General features: G+C 67.4%; 13 protein-coding genes. 5 read left to right on the top strand and 8 right to left on the bottom strand.

Features of this window, described 5'->3' with window-relative positions; genetic code table 11:
* The first annotated feature begins 347 nt into the window (after positions 1-347).
* The 4 genes from ABDV78_RS04315 (at position 348) to ABDV78_RS04300 (ending at position 8,904) form a co-directional block, all read left to right on the top strand.
* Positions 348-3,494: a TonB-dependent receptor gene (locus ABDV78_RS04315; RefSeq protein WP_343525987.1), complete on the top strand. Its 3,147-nt coding sequence runs from the start codon at positions 348-350 to the stop codon at positions 3,492-3,494.
* Positions 3,495-3,731: 237 nt separating this feature from the next.
* A complete protein-coding gene (locus tag ABDV78_RS04310) occupies positions 3,732-5,213 on the top strand; it encodes an MDR family MFS transporter (RefSeq protein ID WP_343525986.1) in 1,482 nt (493 codons plus the stop codon).
* 107 nt (positions 5,214-5,320) lie between these two features.
* The gene (locus tag ABDV78_RS04305) at positions 5,321-7,813 is read left to right on the top strand and encodes a DegT/DnrJ/EryC1/StrS family aminotransferase (protein ID WP_343525985.1); all 2,493 of its coding nucleotides are present in this window, start codon (positions 5,321-5,323) and stop codon (positions 7,811-7,813) included.
* The gene (locus ABDV78_RS04300; protein WP_343525983.1) at positions 7,810-8,904 is read left to right on the top strand and encodes a glycosyltransferase; all 1,095 of its coding nucleotides are present in this window, start codon (positions 7,810-7,812) and stop codon (positions 8,902-8,904) included. Before ABDV78_RS04305 ends, ABDV78_RS04300 begins: the two co-directional genes overlap by 4 nt.
* Before the next feature lie 45 nt (positions 8,905-8,949).
* Here ABDV78_RS04300 and ABDV78_RS04295 read toward each other — a convergent pair whose 3' ends face one another.
* The 8 genes from ABDV78_RS04295 to ABDV78_RS04260 all read right to left on the bottom strand — a co-directional run bounded on the left by ABDV78_RS04295 (position 8,950) and on the right by ABDV78_RS04260 (position 18,641).
* Positions 8,950-9,636, bottom strand: a complete 687-nt coding sequence (locus ABDV78_RS04295; protein ID WP_343525982.1) for a response regulator transcription factor — start codon at positions 9,634-9,636, stop codon at positions 8,950-8,952.
* Complete coding sequence (locus ABDV78_RS04290; protein WP_343525981.1) at positions 9,636-12,308, bottom strand: sensor histidine kinase KdpD; 2,673 nt, start codon at positions 12,306-12,308, stop codon at positions 9,636-9,638. The genes ABDV78_RS04295 and ABDV78_RS04290 overlap by 1 nt, the downstream gene beginning before the upstream one ends.
* On the bottom strand, positions 12,308-12,880 hold the full coding sequence (gene kdpC / locus ABDV78_RS04285) for a potassium-transporting ATPase subunit KdpC (RefSeq protein ID WP_343525980.1): 573 nt from the start codon (positions 12,878-12,880) through the stop codon (positions 12,308-12,310). Before kdpC ends, ABDV78_RS04290 begins: the two co-directional genes overlap by 1 nt.
* 12 nt (positions 12,881-12,892) lie before the next feature.
* Positions 12,893-14,929 (bottom strand): potassium-transporting ATPase subunit KdpB, encoded by a 2,037-nt coding sequence (kdpB, locus tag ABDV78_RS04280; protein ID WP_343525979.1) that lies wholly within the window; start codon positions 14,927-14,929, stop codon positions 12,893-12,895.
* Positions 14,930-14,942: 13 nt separating this feature from the next.
* A complete protein-coding gene (gene kdpA / locus ABDV78_RS04275) occupies positions 14,943-16,646 on the bottom strand; it encodes a potassium-transporting ATPase subunit KdpA (RefSeq protein ID WP_343525978.1) in 1,704 nt (567 codons plus the stop codon).
* A gap of 13 nt (positions 16,647-16,659) precedes the next feature.
* On the bottom strand, positions 16,660-16,749 hold the full coding sequence (kdpF, locus tag ABDV78_RS04270) for a K(+)-transporting ATPase subunit F (RefSeq protein ID WP_343525977.1): 90 nt from the start codon (positions 16,747-16,749) through the stop codon (positions 16,660-16,662).
* 112 nt (positions 16,750-16,861) lie between these two features.
* Entirely contained in the window at positions 16,862-17,731 is an 870-nt protein-coding gene (locus ABDV78_RS04265) for a TorF family putative porin (protein ID WP_343525975.1), read from the bottom strand.
* Between the two features lie 199 nt (positions 17,732-17,930).
* Entirely contained in the window at positions 17,931-18,641 is a 711-nt protein-coding gene (locus tag ABDV78_RS04260; protein ID WP_343525974.1) for a VIT family protein, read from the bottom strand.
* A 390-nt stretch (positions 18,642-19,031) separates the two neighbouring features.
* On the opposite strand from ABDV78_RS04260, the gene ABDV78_RS04255 reads away from it, so the two are divergent.
* Positions 19,032-19,463 carry a hypothetical protein gene (locus ABDV78_RS04255; RefSeq protein ID WP_343525973.1) on the top strand — a complete coding sequence of 144 codons (432 nt, stop codon included), beginning with the start codon at positions 19,032-19,034 and terminating at the stop codon, positions 19,461-19,463.
* Positions 19,464-19,522 lie beyond the last annotated feature (59 nt).

Genomic DNA, 19,522 nt, shown 5'->3' with positions numbered 1-19,522 from the left:
CCGGCATGACCATATTCCCATAGCATCCTCATGATACTACTGACTATTTCCGAAAGTTCTTCCATATCGGTCTAACCAATTTTCATTTGACTTCCAGGCCAATAGGCGTGACGATACCGCTATCAATCGGCCACATGAGATGGCCATGAGAGGGGATGGGAATGGTTTCCACGGTATCGTCATGCCTTGAACGATCGGGCGTCCCGCGACCCGCGATGCGGGCTGTCACCGCCCCTCCCCACCGAGATTGCGCACCCGTCGCCTGATCCGGCGGCACATCCATTCTCATCATCATTGAATTCCCGCATGCCGCAACGAACGGCAGCGGAACGACCGAGAGGACCGACATGAGGACTGTGCCCGACATCCGCCTGCGCCGCTTCGCCCTGCTCTGCGCCACTGCCGTCGGCGCGTTGAGCGCCACCACGGCCCTGGCGCAGGCGGTTCCGCCGCCCCAGGAACAGACCCCGGCCGACGGACAGGATAACGGCCCGGCGGTCGCCCCCGCACCCCAGACCGACCAGACCCAGGGCACGTCGAGCGAGGATATCGTCGTCACCGGCTATCGGTCGAGCCTGGCCAAGTCGACCAACGCCAAGCGCGCCTCGATCGGCTTTACCGATTCGATCTTTGCCGAGGATATCGGCAAGTTCCCCGACACCAATATCGCGGAATCGTTCAACCGCATTCCGGGCGTGACCATCACCCGCGACGTGACCGGCGAAGGTACCAACGTCGCCATTCGCGGCCTGGGATCGAACTTCACCAACGTCACGCTGAACGGCGCGCCGATCGCGGTCGCCTCGTCGGGTGCGACCGACGCGCAGGGCACCGACCGTTCGGTCGACCTCAGCTTCTTTCCGACCGACCTGTTCACCAAGCTGACGGTGAACAAGAGCTATACCGCCGACCTGCTCGAAGGGGGGGCCGCGGGCAATATCGACCTGCGCTCGGCGCGACCGTTCGACCGCAACACCTCGTTCGTCGCCTATAACATCCAAGGCACCAAGCAGACGCCGGAGGATCGCATCGGCGCGCGCGGATCGCTGATCGGAAGCTGGCGCAACGACACGTTCGGCATTCTGGCCGGCGTGTCGGCGCAGCGCCTGTTCACTGACACGCGCGGATATGAGACGATCGGCTATACCAACCCGGCGCTGACCGCCGCGCAGTGCGGCGCGACGAGCGGATGCAACAGCACGGGCGGCGGCAACTGGACGATCCCCGCGGTCGTGCCCGCCGGCGCGGGTGCCGGCCTGGTCGCGGGGACGACGATCGATCGCGCCTTCCTGCTCGCCAACAATCCCGGCGCGACCATCCAGCAGATCGACAACGGCCTGATGCCCCGTCTGGGCCGCTTCACCAGCATTCGTGGGCCCCGCGACCGCGTGAACGCGATCGTCAGCGCCGAATATCGTCCGTCGGACACGCTGCATTTCTACATCGACGGTCTGTATGGCTTCAAGAAGAACGAACTGACCCGCGAGAACATGGCGTGGATCGTCCGCAACGGCGCGCTGATCCCGACCAACCTGACCTTCGACAAGGCGGATTGCAGCGCGGGCTGCACCGTCACCGGCGGCACCTTCGCCAATGTCCAGTTCTTCAACGAATTCCGCCCCTATACCGAGACGACACACCTGTTCAGCGTCAATCCCGGCGGCGAGTGGGAGATCAACGATACGCTGAAGCTGAACATCCAGGGCAATTACGCGCGATCGACCTTCCACCGCGAAAGCCCGACCGTCGGCATGACCACGCCGCTGGGCGTCGGCAACACCGTCACCTATTCGAACAATGGCGGCATCCCCACGATCACCAGTGCCCTGGACCTGAACGACCCGAAGAATTTCGGCTGGAATGCGGGCAGCCGCGTCAACCTTCAGGACGAGCGGCGTCTCTATATCAACAAGGGGATGCGCGGCGACCTGACCTGGGGCGACACCACGCTCAACCTGAAGGTCGGCGGCGCGTTCGACAATACGGCGCGGCGCATTCGCGGCTTCGACAACAGCCAGTATTGGCAGAACGCGGTGTGCGGCAACAATCCCAATGTCGCGGTGCCCTCCCCCAATTTGCAGCCGCCGTGCGAAGGCCTGAACGCGCCCGGCGCGGCACCGGCCGGCTATCCCACCTATCCGGGCTATGGCACCGGCTACAGCGCGGGGATGACCGGTCCGGTCAGCTATGGCGGGTCGCTGATCCCCAACAGCGCGGCGTCCAGCTATCTGATGCCCGGCCCCGCCGGTTTCGTGACGGTCAACTGGCCCGCCTTCGCCAAGGCAAGCAACTATCAGTATTTCCATGACAATGCGCCGGAGAATGGCGGCGCTAACACGGGTGCGAGCGCAGGCTTCATCCGCGAGATCGTCAAATCGGCCTTCGCGACCGTCAACGGCGCGCACGAACTGGGCGGCAACACCCTGCGCTTCAATGTCGGCCTGCGCTACGTCAACACGATCCAGACGATCTCGGGCCGTGTCTCGCTGCCCGATCCGCGCAACACGACCGCGACCGGCGCGTCCCTGCCCGACGGCAGCCGCTATCCCAGCATCGTGAACATCGCGACGACCCGCAACGTCTATTCGGAGTGGCTGCCCGCCGCGACCGTCGCCTATGACATCGGCGCGCATGCCGTGGTCCGCGCCGCCGCTTCGCGGACGATGACCCGTCCCGATCCTTCGGCACAGTTGCCGGGCATCAACTTCGGCGCGCCGTCAGCCGACCAGGCCTCGATCGGCAACCCGGCACTCGCGCCCTATCTGTCGACCAATCTCGACCTGGGCTTCGAATATTATACGGGTCGCGAGGGCGTGATCAGCTTCAACGCGTTCCGTAAGTCGATCGAGGGCTTCACCACCACCGCGATCTCGACGGTGCCCTTCTCGAACCTGGCGCAGTACGGCATCACCTATGACACGCTGAACCCGACGCAGCAGATCGCGATCAATGCGCGCGGCGGTCCGACCCAGGCACAGGTCCAGGTCACGTCGCAGATCAACGTGCCCAACAAGCTGACCATCAACGGTCTGGAATTCCAGTGGGTCCAGCCGCTCGACTTCCTCACCCGCGCGATCGGCATCACCGGCTTCGGTTTCAACGCCAACGCCACCATCGTCGACCAGCGCAGCGATGGGCCCGCCGTGGCGTTCGGCGTCGCGCCCTTCACCTACAACATCACCGGCTATTACGAGAAGAATGGCGTGATGCTGCGCGTCTCCACGACCTCGCGTCAGGGTGCGCAGAACAGCGGCGCGGCGCAGAACGGCATCCCGGCCGCCGCACTCTTTGGCACCGATTTCACCACCTATGACTTCTCGTCGTCCTTCGACCTCGACAAGCTCTTCGGAGTGGCTGGCGCGCCGCAATTGACCATCAACGTCGCCAACTTCACCAACGCGACGCTGCGCTCCTACTTCCAGTATGAGAATGCCACGTTCACCCAGTACAAGCCCGGCCGCCAGTTCCTGATCGGTCTGCGCGGGACTTTCTGACCCCTCCCCTGGGCTGGGGGGGCGTTCCGCGCATCCACGCGGGCGCCCCCTATTTTTCCCCAGTCGCACCGGACGCGTTTTCGCCATCGCGTCCGATCGATCGCTGACCACCATTCGCTGAAAATCCCCTTCTATTTCCACCGGAATGATCGCATCGGGGGTGATTGCGTTCTGGTAACGGTCAGGATCGAAGGTGAATGGAACGGCATGCGGTGGCGACGACGTAATCTGGCATCCATGAGCGCGGATGTGGGCGATGGCCTCGCCCCCGCAGTGGAGGCGGTGACCAGCGGATCGGGAAAGACCGATCCTTCCGCCGCATCCTCTTCCCCGACGCGGGGATACCGGGTCATCGCGCTGGTCGTTGCCTCCGCGCTTTTCATGCAGCAACTGGACGGCACCGTGCTGACGGTCGCGCTGCCCACCATGGCGCGGGATCTGGGCACGACCGCCACCAGCCTCAGCCTGGCACTGACCAGCTATCTGCTGGCGCTTGCGCTGTTCATCCCGGCCAGCGGGACCCTCGCCGATCGCTTCGGATCGCGCAGCATCTTCTGTTCGGCGATCGTCGTGTTCCTCGTCGGCTCGATCCTGTGCGCGCAGGCCGCGTCGCTGCCGGTCCTGGTCGCCGCGCGCTTCCTGCAAGGGATCGGCGGCGCGATGATGGTGCCGGTCGGGCGCCTCGTCCTCCTGCGCAGCGTGGCCAAGGAGGATATGGTGCAGGCGCTATCCTGGCTGGTCATGCCCGCGCTGATCGGGCCGATCCTGGGACCGCCGCTGGGCGGGTTCATCGTCACCTGGCTCGATTGGCGCTGGATCTTCTATCTCAACATTCCGATCGGCATCCTGGGCGTCATCGGGTCGCTCCTGCTGGTGCCGGAGGTGAGCGGCGACTCACGCGCGCGGTTCGACATATCCGGCTTCTTCCTGTCGGGCCTGTCGCTCGGCGGGCTGCTGTTCGGCTTCGAACTGGCCAGCCGGCCCGGCACGGGCATCGTGGCGCTGATCCTGCTGACGATCGGGGCGGTGCTCGCCATCGCCTATGTGCGGCATGCGCGGCGGACCCCCGATCCAATCCTGGACCCGTCCCTGATGCGCATTCCCACCTTTCGCCTGTCGGTGATCGGCGGATCGCTGACGCGGATCACGCAAGGCGCGCAGCCCTTCCTGCTGCCGCTGATGTTCCAGCTCGGCTTCGGGCTGTCGGCGGCGAAGACGGGCACGATCACCATGGCGGGCGCGGTCGGGGCGCTGGCGATGAAGGCGCTGGCCCCGCGTGTCCTGCGCCGCTGGGGCTTTCGGCGCAGCCTGATCGTCTCGGGACTGGTCAGCAGCGCGGGCTATGCCACCTGCGCGCTGTTCCGACCCGACTGGCCGACCGCGGCGATGATCGGCATATTGGCGCTGTCGGGCTTTTTCACCTCCTTCCAGTTCACCGGCTTCAACGCGATCGCCTATGCCGATGTCGACAAGGAGCGGATGAGCGCCGCCACCAGCTTCTATGCGACGTTCCAGCAGCTTACCCTGTCGCTAGGCATCTGCACCGCCGCGACGGTGCTGGAACTGGGGACACTGATCGAGGGACGCCAGACGCCGACGCTGGCGGTCTTTTCCGTCGCGTTTCTGATCGTTGCCGCCATTTCGGCCTCCGCCGTCATCTGGAACCGCCGCTTCGCCCCTGATGCAGGCGCGGAGATGAGCGGGCATTCCGGGGAGTGATCGCGCAACAACGATGCATTTGAATGGAAAAACGGGACAGATTCCGCTAACCGGTTCTTAGCAACGACTGTGCGAAATGCCGGGGCGTGCCACAGGATGAGCGCCTCATGCAGTTTCCACTGATCGCCCCCGCCCCCCCGCGCCTTTCCGAGCAGATTGACGGGCTGAAGCGGATCGAGGCATCGGGCCAGTTCAGTAACAACGGCCCGGAGGTCGCTGCGCTGGAAAGCGAGATCGTCGCCCGGATGTTCGGCGGCACGGGGGCGGCGCTGGCGGTCGGCAATGCGACGCTGGGCCTGATGGTCGCGATCCGTCAGGCGGCGGGTCTGGCTCCCAGGGCGGGCGGCCTGGCCCTGATGCCCGCCATGACCTTTGCCGCCACGGCACAGGCGGCGATCTGGGCCGGGCTGACTCCCCTGATCGTCGATGTCGAGCCCGATGGCTGGACCGCCGATCCGGCCGAGGAGGAGCGCATGCTCGCCCGCCATGGCAATCGGATCGCGGTGATCGTGCCTTATGCGACCTTCGGCACGGTGATCGATCTCGACCGCTATGCCTGGCTCGCGCGGCGGCACCAGGTCGGCGTGGTGATCGACGCCGCTGCCTCGCTCGGCACGCTCGACGAGATGGGGCGCGGGTTCGGAACGGGCGCGCCCTTCACGCTGGTCTATTCCATGCACGCGACCAAGACCTTCGCGGTGGCGGAAGGCGGCCTGATCTATAGCGGCGATCCCTCGCGGATCGATCAACTGCGCGCGATGGTCAATTTCGGCTTTGAAGGCGGGCGCAGCGCGACGCTTCCCGGTATCAACGCCAAGATGCCCGAAGTGCTGGGGTTGATGGCGCGGTGCAAACTGGCGGAAATCGATACGATCTGCACCGCCCGCGCCGCGCTCGACCAGGAATATCGCGACAATCTGAGCGGATTTGAATTCCAGCGCACGGCCGCGATGCGGCAGGCGACGCAGTTCATGCCCGTGCTGCTGCCGCCAGCGATGGCACCGCATCGCGATGCCATCATCGACGCACTCGCGGCCAACGGCGTCGGCGCGGGTCGCTACTTCAGTCCGCATCTCGGCGAGCAGCCATTGTTCCGCGACACCGCCCTGATCGAGCCGACGCCGGTCGCGGATCGGCTGTCCGCCCGGATGCTGAGCCTGCCGATAACCGATGCGATGAGCCCCGGCGATGCGGCGACCGTCGCCCAACGCCTCCGCGCCGCGATCGATCATGTGGCCGTGGTCGCCGAGCAGACGCCGGATGACGCGCCTTTCGGAAGGCCGGCCGGTTGTGTCGTGATCGGGGGCGGCCCCGCCGGGACGGCAATGCTGACCGCCGCCAGCAAGAACGGCACGCTGACTCAACTGGCCAAAGAGGGACTGATACTGGTCGAACGGTCGGCGCGGATCGGGCCGGGCGCACTGGGCGATTATGCGATCCGATCGGATACGACGGCGGAAACCTTCCTGTCGGCGGTGAAGGACAATCCCCATCCCGAACTCGCCGCGCTGGAGACGCATCCGGCGGGACAGGTCATGGCGGACTATTGCGGGGCCCTGGGCGCGCCGCTCACCGACACCGCGCCGCTGCTCGGCGCCACGGCCCAGCGACTGCGCGAGATCGTCACCGCGCATGGCGGGCGCGTCCTGACCGAGACGGAAGCGGTCAGCGCACAGCGGACCGACGATGGCCATTGGCGCACCACCCTGATTACCCCTGACGGGCCGCGCAACCTGACCTCGCGCAGCATCGTCGTCGCGACCGGGGGATATCAGACCGACGCCCAGATCGCCGCGACCATGGTGGCGGGTCGCCCGCTGAGCGAGATGGCGGGCGACAGGCTGATGCGATCCGATGCGCTGCTGCGCCTGGGCGGCGTCGAGCAGGCGATCGAGCGACTTTCGGACCGGCCTGCGCCCCGCATCGTCATCATCGGCGCGTCGACCAGCGCGCTCGCCGCCGCCGTCCTGTTGCTCAAATCCCCCGACCTTGCCCTGGGGGCGGGCGGCATCACCCTGCTGGTGCGCCATCCGCCAAAGCCCTTCTATCCGACGCGCGCGGCGGCCCATGCCGACGGCTTCACCGATTTCACCGAGAACGATATCTGCCCGGTAAGCGGTTTCGTCCTACGGCTCGCGGGGTTGCGACTGGAATCGCGCGAACTGGTGTTGCGCATGCTTTCGCTGGGCGGACGCGTGCCCGATCCGCGCGTCGCGCTTCACCGGATCGCCGGACATGACGACCGGCGGACACGCGACCTGATCGCGGGCGCCGATCTGGTCGTCGGGGCGCTCGGCTATCGTCCGCGTGCGCTGCCCCTGCTCGATGCCGCGGGCCGATCGATCGCTCTGGCGCATGGCGTCGGGCGGCCGATGGTGGATCGCCATTGCCGCATCCTGGATGCCGATGGCCGGCCGGTGCCCGGTGCCTATGGCATCGGCCTGGCGGCCGGCTTCGTCCCCTGGGGACCGCTTGGCGGCGAGAAGAGCTTTCGCGGGCAGGCCAATGGCCTGTGGCTGTGGCAGAACAATGTCGGCCAGATGATCGTCGACCAAGTGCTGGGCCACCACATCAGGGGACAGGACAGCGCGGCGGCATGACCGATCCCGCCGCCACCCCCGCCCCCTGCTCCCCCCCCTGCCCCGTCGTCAGCGTCGTCATTCCCGCCTATAATGGCGAGGCGTTGATCGGCGAGACGCTGGCCAGTCTGGCGACGCAGACGCTGGTCGAATGGGAAGCGCTGGTCGTCGACGACGGCTCCTCGGACGGGACGCGCGACGTGATCCGCCACTGGCCCGATCGGCGCGTCCGCCTGATCGAGAATGCGGTCAATGTCGGCCCGGTCCGAACGCGCAACCATGGCTTTGCCCAGGCGCGAGGGCGCTATCTCGCCGGGCTGGACCAGGATGATCTGTGCCGCCCGGAACGGCTGGCGCGACAGGTCGCCTATCTGGAGGCGCATCCAGACGTCGTGCTCGTCGGGGCACAGGCCGAGCAGCTGGTCGAGGGACAGGTGCTGCCCATGGGGTACGCGCCGCACACCACGCCGGACCTGATCCGATGGTTGAGCTGGATCGAAAACCCGCTGGTCTGGTCGACCGTGATGTTCCGCGCCGACATCGCCCGACGTCTCGATCCGCTGACCCGCCCCGAGATCCTCTATGCGGAGGATTTCGACCTGTATCATCGGATCGCGCGCTTTGGCGGGATCGCGCGGCTGGACGAGCCGCTTCTGGTCTATCGCCAGCATGACGGGGGCGTTTCCAAACGCTTCACCCGCACGATGCGGGCCAGCGCGACACGGGTTCTGGCGGAGGCGCACGCGCCCCTGCTGGGCGAGGAGGCGGCGACCATCGCCACGCTGTTGGTCCACCATAATATGGGCGGCGAGCCGGTGCCCGACGGCGCGACGCTGCGTCGACTGGGCGAAGCCATTGCGGGCCTTCAGTCGGTTTTCATGGCGCAGGCCGAGCCCGATGCCGAGTCGGCCCGCCTGATCCGCTGGGAGACGGCGCGGCGGTGGCGGGACCTGGCCCGCATCGCGCTGCGCTCGGGAACGGTCGATCTGGGCGACGTCCTGACCTCGCGTCCGCCGCATATGGGGCTGGGCTATGCGGGGATCGATGAGTTGTTGCGGTGGCGCGCGATCGGCGCGGCGAGACGCCTGGGCTTCGCCCCGAGCGGCGACTGACGGTTCCGGCGCAGCGGCGACCATGGGCCCCCAGTCCCGTCTCCCCTACCCGTCCGCGCGCAGACGATAGCCGACCCCCAGCTCGTTGGCGATCACGCTGCCCACCGGACCGGGTGCCTCCAGCTTCTGGCGCAGATTGCGGATGACGATGCGCAGATATTCGACGCGGGGATCTTCGTCCCCACCCCAGCAGCCCGCCAGCAGCCGGTCATGGGTGACGATCCGGCCGATATGGCGGGTCAGCATCGCCAGCACGTCATGCTCCTTGCGGGTCAGATGCACCTCCTCGCCCGCCCGCGTCACGACCCGCCGGTCGAGATCGATGCGCAGATCGCCGCGCTCGACCGTCTTCTCGGTCGCGTCCGCCACCCCGCGATGGCGGAGCGCGACGCGAAGCCGTGCGAGCAGTTCCTCACTGTCGAAGGGCTTGGTCACATAATCCTCCGCCCCCAGATCGAGCGCCGTGACCTTCTCCTCCACCGCATCGCGGGCCGAAACGACAAGGACCACCGCCTCGCCCTGTTTGCGCAGCAGCGGAATGAGGCTCAGCCCGTCCCGGTCGGGCAGTCCCAGATCGAGGAGGACGGCGCTCGGCTGTTCGACCGATGCCTGGCGCAGCGCGTCCCGGCCGTCCTCCGCCTCGACCACGGCATAGCCCGCGCGGACCAGCGTGTTGCGGAGCAGGCGGCGGATCGCGGCTTCGTCGTCCACGACAAGAATTTTGGCGGGCATCAGCTCGGGCTTTCGGTGGGTGTGTCACGCAGGATCAGGGCGGGCGGGAAGACCAGCGCGAAACAGGCCCCCTCCCCATCGGGACGATTGGCCGCCTCCACGCTCATCCCCATCACCTCGGCAAAGGCCTTGACGATGGCGAGGCCTAGTCCGGTACCGCCGACGGCCCGGTCCGATCCCTCCAGCCGGGTGAAGGTCTCGAACACCTCGGCCTCGCGGCCGGGCGGCAGGCCCGGGCCATGGTCGAGCACCGACAGGCGTATCTCGCCGAAGCGGTTGCGCCCCTCGATGACGATCTCGCTCCCCGGATCGCCGTAGCGCCCGGCATTGTCGAGCAGGTTGAGCAGGCAATGATGGAGGAGCTGAGGATCGACCCGCACCAGCGGCAGGTCTGGTGGCACGTCGAGGCGGACGTCATGCCCCTCCAGTGCGCGGCGGGCGTCATGCGCAGCGCCGGTGACGGCATCGCTCAGGTCGATCGCCTCGACGTTCAGCTTGATCGCCCCCGCCTCCACCCGCGCCATGTCGAGCAGGTTGGAGACGAAGCGGTTGAGCCGGGCCGACTCCCCCTTGATCGTGGCGATCAGGTCGGGCGTGACCTCGTGGCCAAGCTGGTCCGCCGCCGCCATGACGGCGGTCAGGGGGGTGCGCAGGTCATGGCTGACCGACGAGAGCAAGGCGGCACGCAGGCGGTCGCGGGTCCGCACCACATCGACATCGCGCATCTCCGCCTGAAGCCGCAGCCGCTCCAGCACCAGCGACGACTGGTCGATCAGGCTGCTGAGCAGGGGCAACTGGTCGGCGCGCACCGGGTTGGCGGCGCTGTCGCTCGCCACGCCCAGCACGCCCAATATGCGCTCCCCCGCCTTGAGCGGCTGGAACAGCCATTCGGACGCGGCGAGCGTGCCCGATCCCTTGCCCGCCGCCTGGCCGGTGTCGAAGGCCCAGGCGGCGGCGGCATTGTCCATGGTGTTGAGCCGATATGCCGGGTCGCTGGCGGCCAGTATCTCCAGATTCGTGCCATGCGCGGGGGCGAGCAGGATCACCTGCACCGCCAGCAGGCGGCCGACATCGTCGCAGATCATCTGCGCGGCGATATCGGGATCGTTGACCCCGGCGATCTGGCGCAGGAACCCGGCCAGCGTCGCATTGGTCCGCGCACTGGCGGCGGCGAGGTCTGCCTGGGCCCGCACCCGTGCGGTCAACTGGCTGGTGGCGATCGCGATGCCCAGCAGGACGATGACCGAGATGAGGTTCTCGGGATTGCTGATGCTCAGCGTGCCGACGGGGGGCAGGAAGAAGAAGTTGTAGGCCAGGCTGGACGCGATCCCGGCATAAAGCCCGGTGCGCAGGCCGAAGAAGCTCGCCGCCGCCATCACCGGCAACAGATAGAGCAGCGCGACATTGCCGAGGTCCAGAATATGGAACAACGCGCTCGCAGCGCCCGTGACCGCCGCGACCATCCCGGTCGTCATCGCATAGCCGAAGGGCGTGCCCCAGCGGCCGGGTCGATGGCTGCGCCGCTGCCGCCCTTTCGTGTCGGCGGCCACCGGCAGGACATGGACGGTCACGTCGGACGTGTCGCGGATCACCCGGTCGACCACCGACCCATGGCGCAACTCGAACCAGCGGGAGCGGCGTGACTTGCCCAGGACAAGCTGCGTCGCGCGCGCATCGAGCAGGAAATTGCCGATGCCCTGCACCACCGTCTCGGCGGGCACGGTCGCCACCGCGCCGCCCAGTTGCGTCGCCAGCGTCATGGCGGCGGCGACCCGGGCATGCTGCGCATCGGTGAAGGACGCCGCGCGCGGCGTTTCGACGAACAGCGCGGTCCAGGGCCCCCGCAGGCCGTCCGCAACCCGCTTGGCCGCGCGGATCAGTCCATCGGAACCGGGCAATTCGCTGATCGCGACGACGATCCGGTCGCCGCCCGCCCAGGTCCCCCCCAGCCCCAGCGCCCGCACATCGTCGAGCATCCGCGCATCGACCGCCTGCGCCGCGCGGCGCAGCGCCAGTTCGCGAAGCGCCGACAGGTTGGACTTGGAAAAGAAATGCCCCAGCGCCCGCGTCGCCTCATGCGGCAGATAGACCTTGCCCGCCTTCAACCGCTCGATCAGCTCGTCGGGGGGAATGTCGACCACCTCGATCTCGGCGGCCTCCAGGATGCTATCGGGCACGGTCTCGCGGACCCGGACGCGGGTGAAGCTGGCCACCACGTCATTGAGGCTTTCGACATGCTGGATATTGACCGTCGAATAGACGTCGATCCCCGCCGCCAGCAGTTCCTCGACATCCTGATAGCGCTTGGAATGGCGGCTGCCCGGCGCGTTGGTGTGCGCCAGTTCGTCGACCAGGACCAGGCGGGGACTGCGGGCCAGGATCGCGTCGATATCCATCTCGTGCAGCGTGCGCCCCTCATAGGGGACGGCACGCCGCGCGATGATCTCATGCCCGCGGGTCAGCGCCTCGGTCTCGGCACGGCCATGCGTCTCGACGACACCGATAACGACGTCCACCCCGTCGCGGCGGCGAGCGGTCCCCTCGGATAGCATCTCATAGGTCTTGCCGACGCCGGGGGCGGCACCGAGGAAGATCTTGAGCTGCCCCTGGCCCTCCTGCGCGGCGGTGCGCAGCAGGGCGTCGGGGTCGGGCCGCCCGGGACCGCCCGCCATCAGCGCGCCGTGCCGTCCAGCGCGCGGTTCAGGGCCAGCACGTTGACATGGGGATCGCCCAGCAGCGGGCTTTCGGTGTTGGCCGCGACCAGCGCGCGGACGCGGTCGACGGCGACGCCCCGAACGCGGGCGATACGCGGCGCCTGGACCAGCGCGGCCGCGGGCGACAGATCGGGGTCGAGGCCCGATCCGCTGGCGGTGACCAGATCGGCGGGCAGCGGCCCGGCGATACCCTCGGCATGGCGTTTCGCGACATCGGGCTTCACCCGGTCGACCAGCGCCTGCGACGCCGGACCGAGGTTGGAGCCCGAAGAGGCCAGCCCGTCATAGCCCTTGCCCGCCGCCGAGGGCCGGGTCTGGAAATAGCGATCCGAGGCGAAGGCCTGCCCGACCACGCTCGATCCGATCACCCGGCCGCTGCTGTCGCGGACCAGGCTGCCATTCGCCTGCGACGGGAACAATATCTGCCCGATCCCCGTCATCGCCAGCGGATAGGCGAGCCCCAGAAGTGCCGCGAACAGGATCGTCATGACGATCGCGGGTCGCAACGCGGAAGTGAAATCCTTGCCCATCTGTCCAGTTCCTTAGGCGAGGCCGAGGCCACCGACGAGCATGTCGATGATCTTGATGCCGATAAAGGGCGCGATCAAGCCGCCAAGGCCATAGATCGCCAGATTGCGCGCCAAAAGCGGTCCCGCCGCCATCGGCCGATAGGTCACACCCCGGAGCGCCAGCGGCACCAGCAGCGGGATGATGATCGCATTGAAGATGATCGCACTGAGGATCGCCGATTGCGGCGAGCCGAGTCCCATGACGTTGAGCACGCCCAGGCCCGGATAGAGCGCGACGAACATCGCGGGGATGATCGCGAAATATTTGGCCACGTCATTGGCCACCGAAAAGGTGGTCAGCGCGCCGCGCGTCATCAGCAACTGCTTGCCGAGGCCGACCACCTCGATCAGCTTGGTCGGATCGCTGTCCAGATCGACCATGTTGCCGGCCTCGCGCGCGGCCTGGGTGCCGGTGTTCATCGCCACCCCGACATCGGCCTGGGCCAGCGCTGGCGCGTCGTTGGTGCCGTCGCCGCACATCGCGACCAGCTTGCCGCCCGACTGTTCTTTGCGGATCAGCGCCAGCTTGTCCTCGGGCGTCGCCTGCGCCAGGAAATCGTCCACCCCGGCCTCGGCGGCGATCGCGGCGGCGGTCAGGGGGTTGTCACCCGTGATCATCACCGTGCGGATGCCCATGGTGCGCAGCTCGCCAAAGCGTTCGCGGATGCCGGCCTTCACCACGTCCTTCAGGAAGATCGCGCCCAGCAGCCGGCCGTCGCGCGCCACCGCCAGCGGCGTGCCACCGGCGCGCGCAATCTCGTCGGTGATGCGGCGAAGCTCGGTCGCCGCCGCCGTCTCTCCCGCCCCCGTGCTGGCGCGCAGGATCGAATCGACCGCGCCTTTGCGGATCAGCGTCTCGCCGATCTTCACCCCCGACATGCGCGTCTGCGCGGTGAAGGGAATGATCTCCGCCCCCTGGGGCAGTTCGGTGATCCCGACATGGAAACGGTCGCGCGCCAGCGTCACGATCGAGCGGCCCTCGGGCGTCTCGTCCGCCAGGCTGGCGATCAGCGCGGCATCGGCCAGCTCGGCCTCGCTCGCGCCGCCGACCACGCGGAACTCGGACGCCTGCCGGTCGCCGATGGTGATGGTCCCGGTCTTGTCGAGCAGCAGCACGTCGATGTCGCCCGCCGCCTCGACCGCGCGGCCCGACTTGGCGAGCACGTTGAAGCGGACCAGCCGGTCCATGCCCGCAATGCCGATCGCAGACAGCAAGGCGGCGATCGTCGTCGGGATCAGCGTGATCAGCAGCGCCGCCAGGATCGCGACCGGAATGCTGCCCCCCGCATAGGCGGCGAAGCCCGGAATGGTGCCAACCGCGATCAGGAAGATGATGGTCAGCCCGACGAGCAACAGGGTCAGTGCGACCTCGTTGGGCGTCTTCTGCCGCTCGGCGCCCTCGACCAGGGCGATCATCCGGTCCAGGAAACCCTTGCCCGGCTCGACCGTCACACGGACACGGATCTCGTCGGAGATGACGCGGGTGCCCGCCGTCACCGCCGAGCGGTCGCCGCCCGCCTCGCGGATCACCGGCGCGCTCTCGCCGGTGATCGCGGCCTCGTTGACGCTGGCGACGCCGGAGACGACCTCGCCGTCCGAGGGGATCAGGTCGTTGGTCTCGACCAGCACGATGTCGCCGATCTTCAACTGGCTGGCGGGCACATCGTCATAGGTGCGCCCGTCGCCGGTCAGCCGCTTGGCGGTCAGTTCCGCCTTGGCGGCGCGCAGGGAGGCCGCCTGCGCCTTGCCGCGCCCCTCGGCCAGCGCCTCGGCAAAGGTGCCGAACAGCACCGTGGCCCAGAGCCACAGGACGAGTTGCAGCTTGAAGCCGACGCCGAGGCCGTCATGCCCGATGACGAGCAGCACGGTCATCAGCGCCGCGACGGTCGCGGTGACGAACATCACCGGATTGCGGATCAGCTCCGCCGGATTGAGCTTGACGAACGACGCCTTGATCGCGGGCACGACGAGTTCGGCCGTGAACAGGCTCTTGGTGGGGGTTCTTGCCATGGGGATTTCCCGATCAGAACAATTGGCCGCGGATCATGCTGAGATGATCGGCGATGGGACCGAGCGCGAGGCTCGGCAGGAAGGTCAGGCCGCCCAGGATCAGGATGATGCCGACCAGCAGCCCCACCCACAGCCCGCCGGTCGTCGGGAAGGACCCGGCGCTTTCCGGCGTGTATTTCTTGGCGGCCAGGCTGCCCGCGATCGCCAGCATCGGGACGATGATGAAAAAGCGTCCGACCCACATCGCCACGCCCAGCAGACCGTCATAATAGGGGGTGTTGGCGGTCAGACCGGCAAAGGCCGACCCGTTGTTCGCCACCGCGCTGGTGAAGGCATAGAGGATTTCGGAAAAGCCGTGCGGCCCCTTGTTCAGCGGCCCGGCCAGCCCCTGTTGCAGCACCGAGGACAGGGCGGTCATGCCCAGGATGACGAGCGGCAGCACCGCGATCGCCAGCACGGCCAGCTTCACCTCGCGCGCCTCGATCTTCTTGCCGACATATTCCGGCGTGCGCCCGACCATCAGGCCGGCGACGAACACCGCCAGGATCGCGAACAGCAGGAAGCCGTAGATGCCCGCCCCGACGCCGCCGATCACGACCTCGCCCAACTGCATGTTGAACAGCGGGATCAGGCCGCCGAGCGCGGTGAAGCTGTCATGCATCGCATTGACCGCGCCGCACGACGCCGCCGTGGTGACGACGGAGAACAGCGCGGAGGCGGCGATCCCGAAGCGGACCTCCTTGCCCTCCATATTGCCGCCCGCGACGCCCAGTCCGTGCAGCACCGGATTGCCCGCCGCTTCCGCCGCATAGGCGACGGCGGTGCCGCCCAGGAACAGGATCATCATCGCGGCCAGGATCGCCCAGCCCTGCCGGGTGTTGCCCACCGCCTTGCCGAAGGTCCAGGTCAGGCCGACGCCGATCAGGAAGATCGACAGCATCTGCACCAAATTGGTCAGCGCGGTCGGGTTCTCGAAGGGATGCGCCGAATTGGCGTTGAAGAAGCCGCCGCCATTGGTGCCGAGCATCTTGATCGCTTCCTGGCTGGCGACGGGGCCGAGCAGGATCGACTGGCGCGCGCCCTCCAGCGTCTGGACATCGACCACCCCGGCCAGCGTCTGGGGCACGCCGCCCGCGATGTAGAAGAGGGTCAGCGCGATGCAGAGCGGCAGCAGCAGATAGAGGGTGATCCGGGTCATGTCGGCCCAGAAATTGCCGATCGTCTTCACCTCACGCCGGGCGAAGCCGCGGAACAGTGCGAAGGCCAGCGCGATGCCCGTCGCCGCCGACAGGAAATTATGGATGGTCAGCCCCAGCATCTGGCTGAGGTTCGACATGGTGCTCTCGCCGCCATAGCTCTGCCAGTCGGTATTGGCGGTGAAGCTGATCGCGGTGTTGAACGACAGATGCTCGCTGAGCGCGCCCAGCCCCTGCGGATTGCCGGGCAGCACCGCCTGCAACCGCAGCACGGCATAGGTGAAGAGCATCAGCACGGCGTTGAACAACAGCATGTGCACCGCATAACGGCGCCACCCCTGCTCCTCGTCCGGGTCGATCCGGGCGAGCCTGTAGAAACCGCGCTCAACGGGGCCGAGGACGATGTGGAACGGCGTGCGACGCCCTTCATAAAGCGCGAACAGCCACAAGCCGACAGGCTTGGCCAACGCCAGGAGAATGCCGATAAAGGCAAGGATCAGGAACCAGCCCTGCATGGTCATGATGCGCCTCCCGTCAGAAGCGTTCGGGGCGGATCAATACCGCCGCCAGATAGATGAGAAGGCCGATCGCGGTGAGCGCGGCCAGCCAGAGGTCGAGGGTCATCGTCCGTCCTCCTTCAGGCATTGTCGCACAGGCGGACCAGGGCGAGCGTCGCCGCCACCAGTCCCGCCATGACGGCGATCCAGATCAGATCCTGCATGGATGTCCTCCCGGATCAGAATGCGGCGGTCAGCGAGGCGACGAGCGTGGCCCCGGCGATCGAGCCGCTGCCATCCTGTCCCTTGCTGAAACTCGGGCGCAGATAGGCCGAGGCGCGGTCGGAAATGTCGGTATCGACATAGCTGACGTTGAAGGTCAGGTTGCGCCACGTCGTGTCGGCACCCAGCGACCAGTCCCAATAGGAGCCGGTCGGGCTGACCGCGGTGGCATTGGGGCCGAGGCCGTTCTGCCCCCAGCTATGGCCGATATGCGCCTTGGCGGTGAACGGCGTCCCTGCCAGCGCCAACGCGCCGTCGCCCCACAGGTACAGATTGTCGCCCCCGCGCCCCGGCGACGTATAGACCCCGGCGACTGCGTCCGCGCCGGTTGCATACCATTTGCCGATCGCCTGCTGCTTGGGCGCATAGGCGACCGCGGCGGTCAGCGTCGCGGGGCCGGTCGTGCCGGTCAGCTTCGCATAGGGTTCGGCATAGTCGGTCTTCGCCGCCCCGCCCGGATACATATACCAGGTCAGGCCGACATCGACCGTCGCATGGGGGGCGAGCGCGACCTTGTATCCGCCGATCAGGTCCAGCTCCATGTTGGAGCCGCCGAACGTGCCCCAGCCTGCCAGGTTCGAGGCCCAGGTGCCGATATAGAGCCCGCTCTCATGGGTCAGGGTCAGGCCGCCCTGGACCGCCATCCCGCGATCCGACTGCGACACGCCGCGAAGCCGGTAGTCGGAGGCGATGGTGGCCGAACCGCTGACCGTCAACGCCTTTGGCGGCGCGCTGTCGGCGCTGGTGTCGGCCGCGACCGACTGGGCCCGCGCGGCGGCCGGAAACGCGACGGATGCGGCGACCATCGCCACATGGAAGAACTTCATTGCTGCATCCCTTCGGAGCGGCGGTCGTCCCGTGTGACGCCGCCTTCAGGGATGCGCGATTAGGCCCATGTCGCGTAGCAATTCGAGAGCGATTCCGGGCAAAGGCGTATAGCGCGCATATAGATCGCAGATTTTTTATCAGCCGCCTTCCCCACGATGGCGCACGTCGCGCGGTGCTCGCATCGAGACGATCGGACGGTCAAATGACGGAGCCGGTCAGCATCCCGATCAAGGCCGTCACCGCCATCGCCGCCCCGCCGAGGAGTATGACGCGGATCGACGCGCGCAGCGCCGGTGCGCCGCCCGCCCGTGCCCCCAGGGCACCGAGCACCGCCAGCAGGAACAGCGCGATCAGTGGCGTGATATAGAGCACGCCGTCATGGGGGCTGAGCGTGGCGGTAAGGACGGGCAGGATGGCCCCCGCGCTGAACGCACCCGCCGAGAACAACGCCGCCTGCACCGGGTTCGAACCTCCGTCATCGGCCAGCCCCAGCTCGTCCCGGCGATGCGCGCCCAGCGCGTCGTGCATCATCATCTGCTCGGCCACCTGCCGCGCCAACCCCGGCTCGACGCCGCGCGTCTCGTAGATGACGGCCAGTTCATGCGTCTCGGCGACCGGCGCGCGGGCCAGTTCGTCCGCCTCGCGCGCCAGATCGGCGCGCTCGGTATCCGCCTGCGAACTGACCGAGACATATTCGCCCGCCGCCATCGACAACGCCCCGCCGACCAGCGCCGCGATCCCCGCGACCAGAACCGCCGCCGCCGTCGCGCCGGGGGCCGCCGCGACACCGACGATCAGGCTGGAGACCGAGATGATCCCGTCATTGGCCCCCAGCACGGCGGCGCGCAGCCAGCCGGTGCGGTGGACCATATGCTGTTCGCCCATGGCATGGATGGTGGTCTGGCTCATGCAGGGTTCCTCTTGCGCAGCCGCCCGAGGGCGACGATCCCCGATCCCCCATATAGGTCCGCAACAGTGGAGCCAAATCTATCGAACCCGAGCCTCGCCGCCCTGTCCCGACGACAGGAAGGAAGTCTGATCCCTACCCGCCCGAGGTTGTCCCAGCAGATGCGACGGGACCAGCTTGAGCACAGGATTGCCGGATGGTAGAAATCGCGCATGATCCGCGCGACCGCCCATCGCCAACAAACCACGCCGCAATCTTATGGCGGTGTATGGGCGCGCGCTCGGCTCATGGGATGATGTAGAAACGCATTCCCTGGCTTCGATGCAGACCACCCCGCCCGATCGGCGGGGTTTTTCATGCCGGTTGGGCCTTGGCACAAGGACAACAGGACCATGATTTTCCTCGATGAAACCGCGATCGAATGGATTGCGCTAGGCGTGATCGACCGGACCCTGCCAAAGAGCGACTGGACCCATGGCGGCCATTTTGCCGCGGCGCTCTGGCTGTGCCGCCATCGGTGCGATCTGACGGGTTCCGACGCAATACGGACGCTGATCTGTCGGTACAATGAGGCGACGGGGACCGCCAACACCGACATGGGCGGCTATCACCACACGATCACCCTGGCCTCGATGCGGGCCGCGGCCGACGGCCTGGCGGGTCATTCGAGGGATGCGCCGCTTCATGCCGTCCATTCCGACCTGATGGCCTCGCGATACGGCCGGTCGGATTGGCTGCTGGCCCATTGGAGCCACGAACGGCTGTTCAGCGTGGCCGCGCGCCGGGGGTGGGTCGAGCCCGATCTGGCTCCGCTGCCATTCTGAGTAATTTACTGAAATCGATGGGCGAACAGGCCGCTGCGGCTGCTCGCCCATCGATGCCC

This window comes from Sphingomonas sp. (genome assembly GCF_039594485.1).
Classification (GTDB): domain Bacteria; phylum Pseudomonadota; class Alphaproteobacteria; order Sphingomonadales; family Sphingomonadaceae; genus Sphingomonas.
The sequence above is the reverse complement of the archived record's forward strand: the minus strand, read 5'-3'. Positions and strand labels throughout refer to the sequence as shown.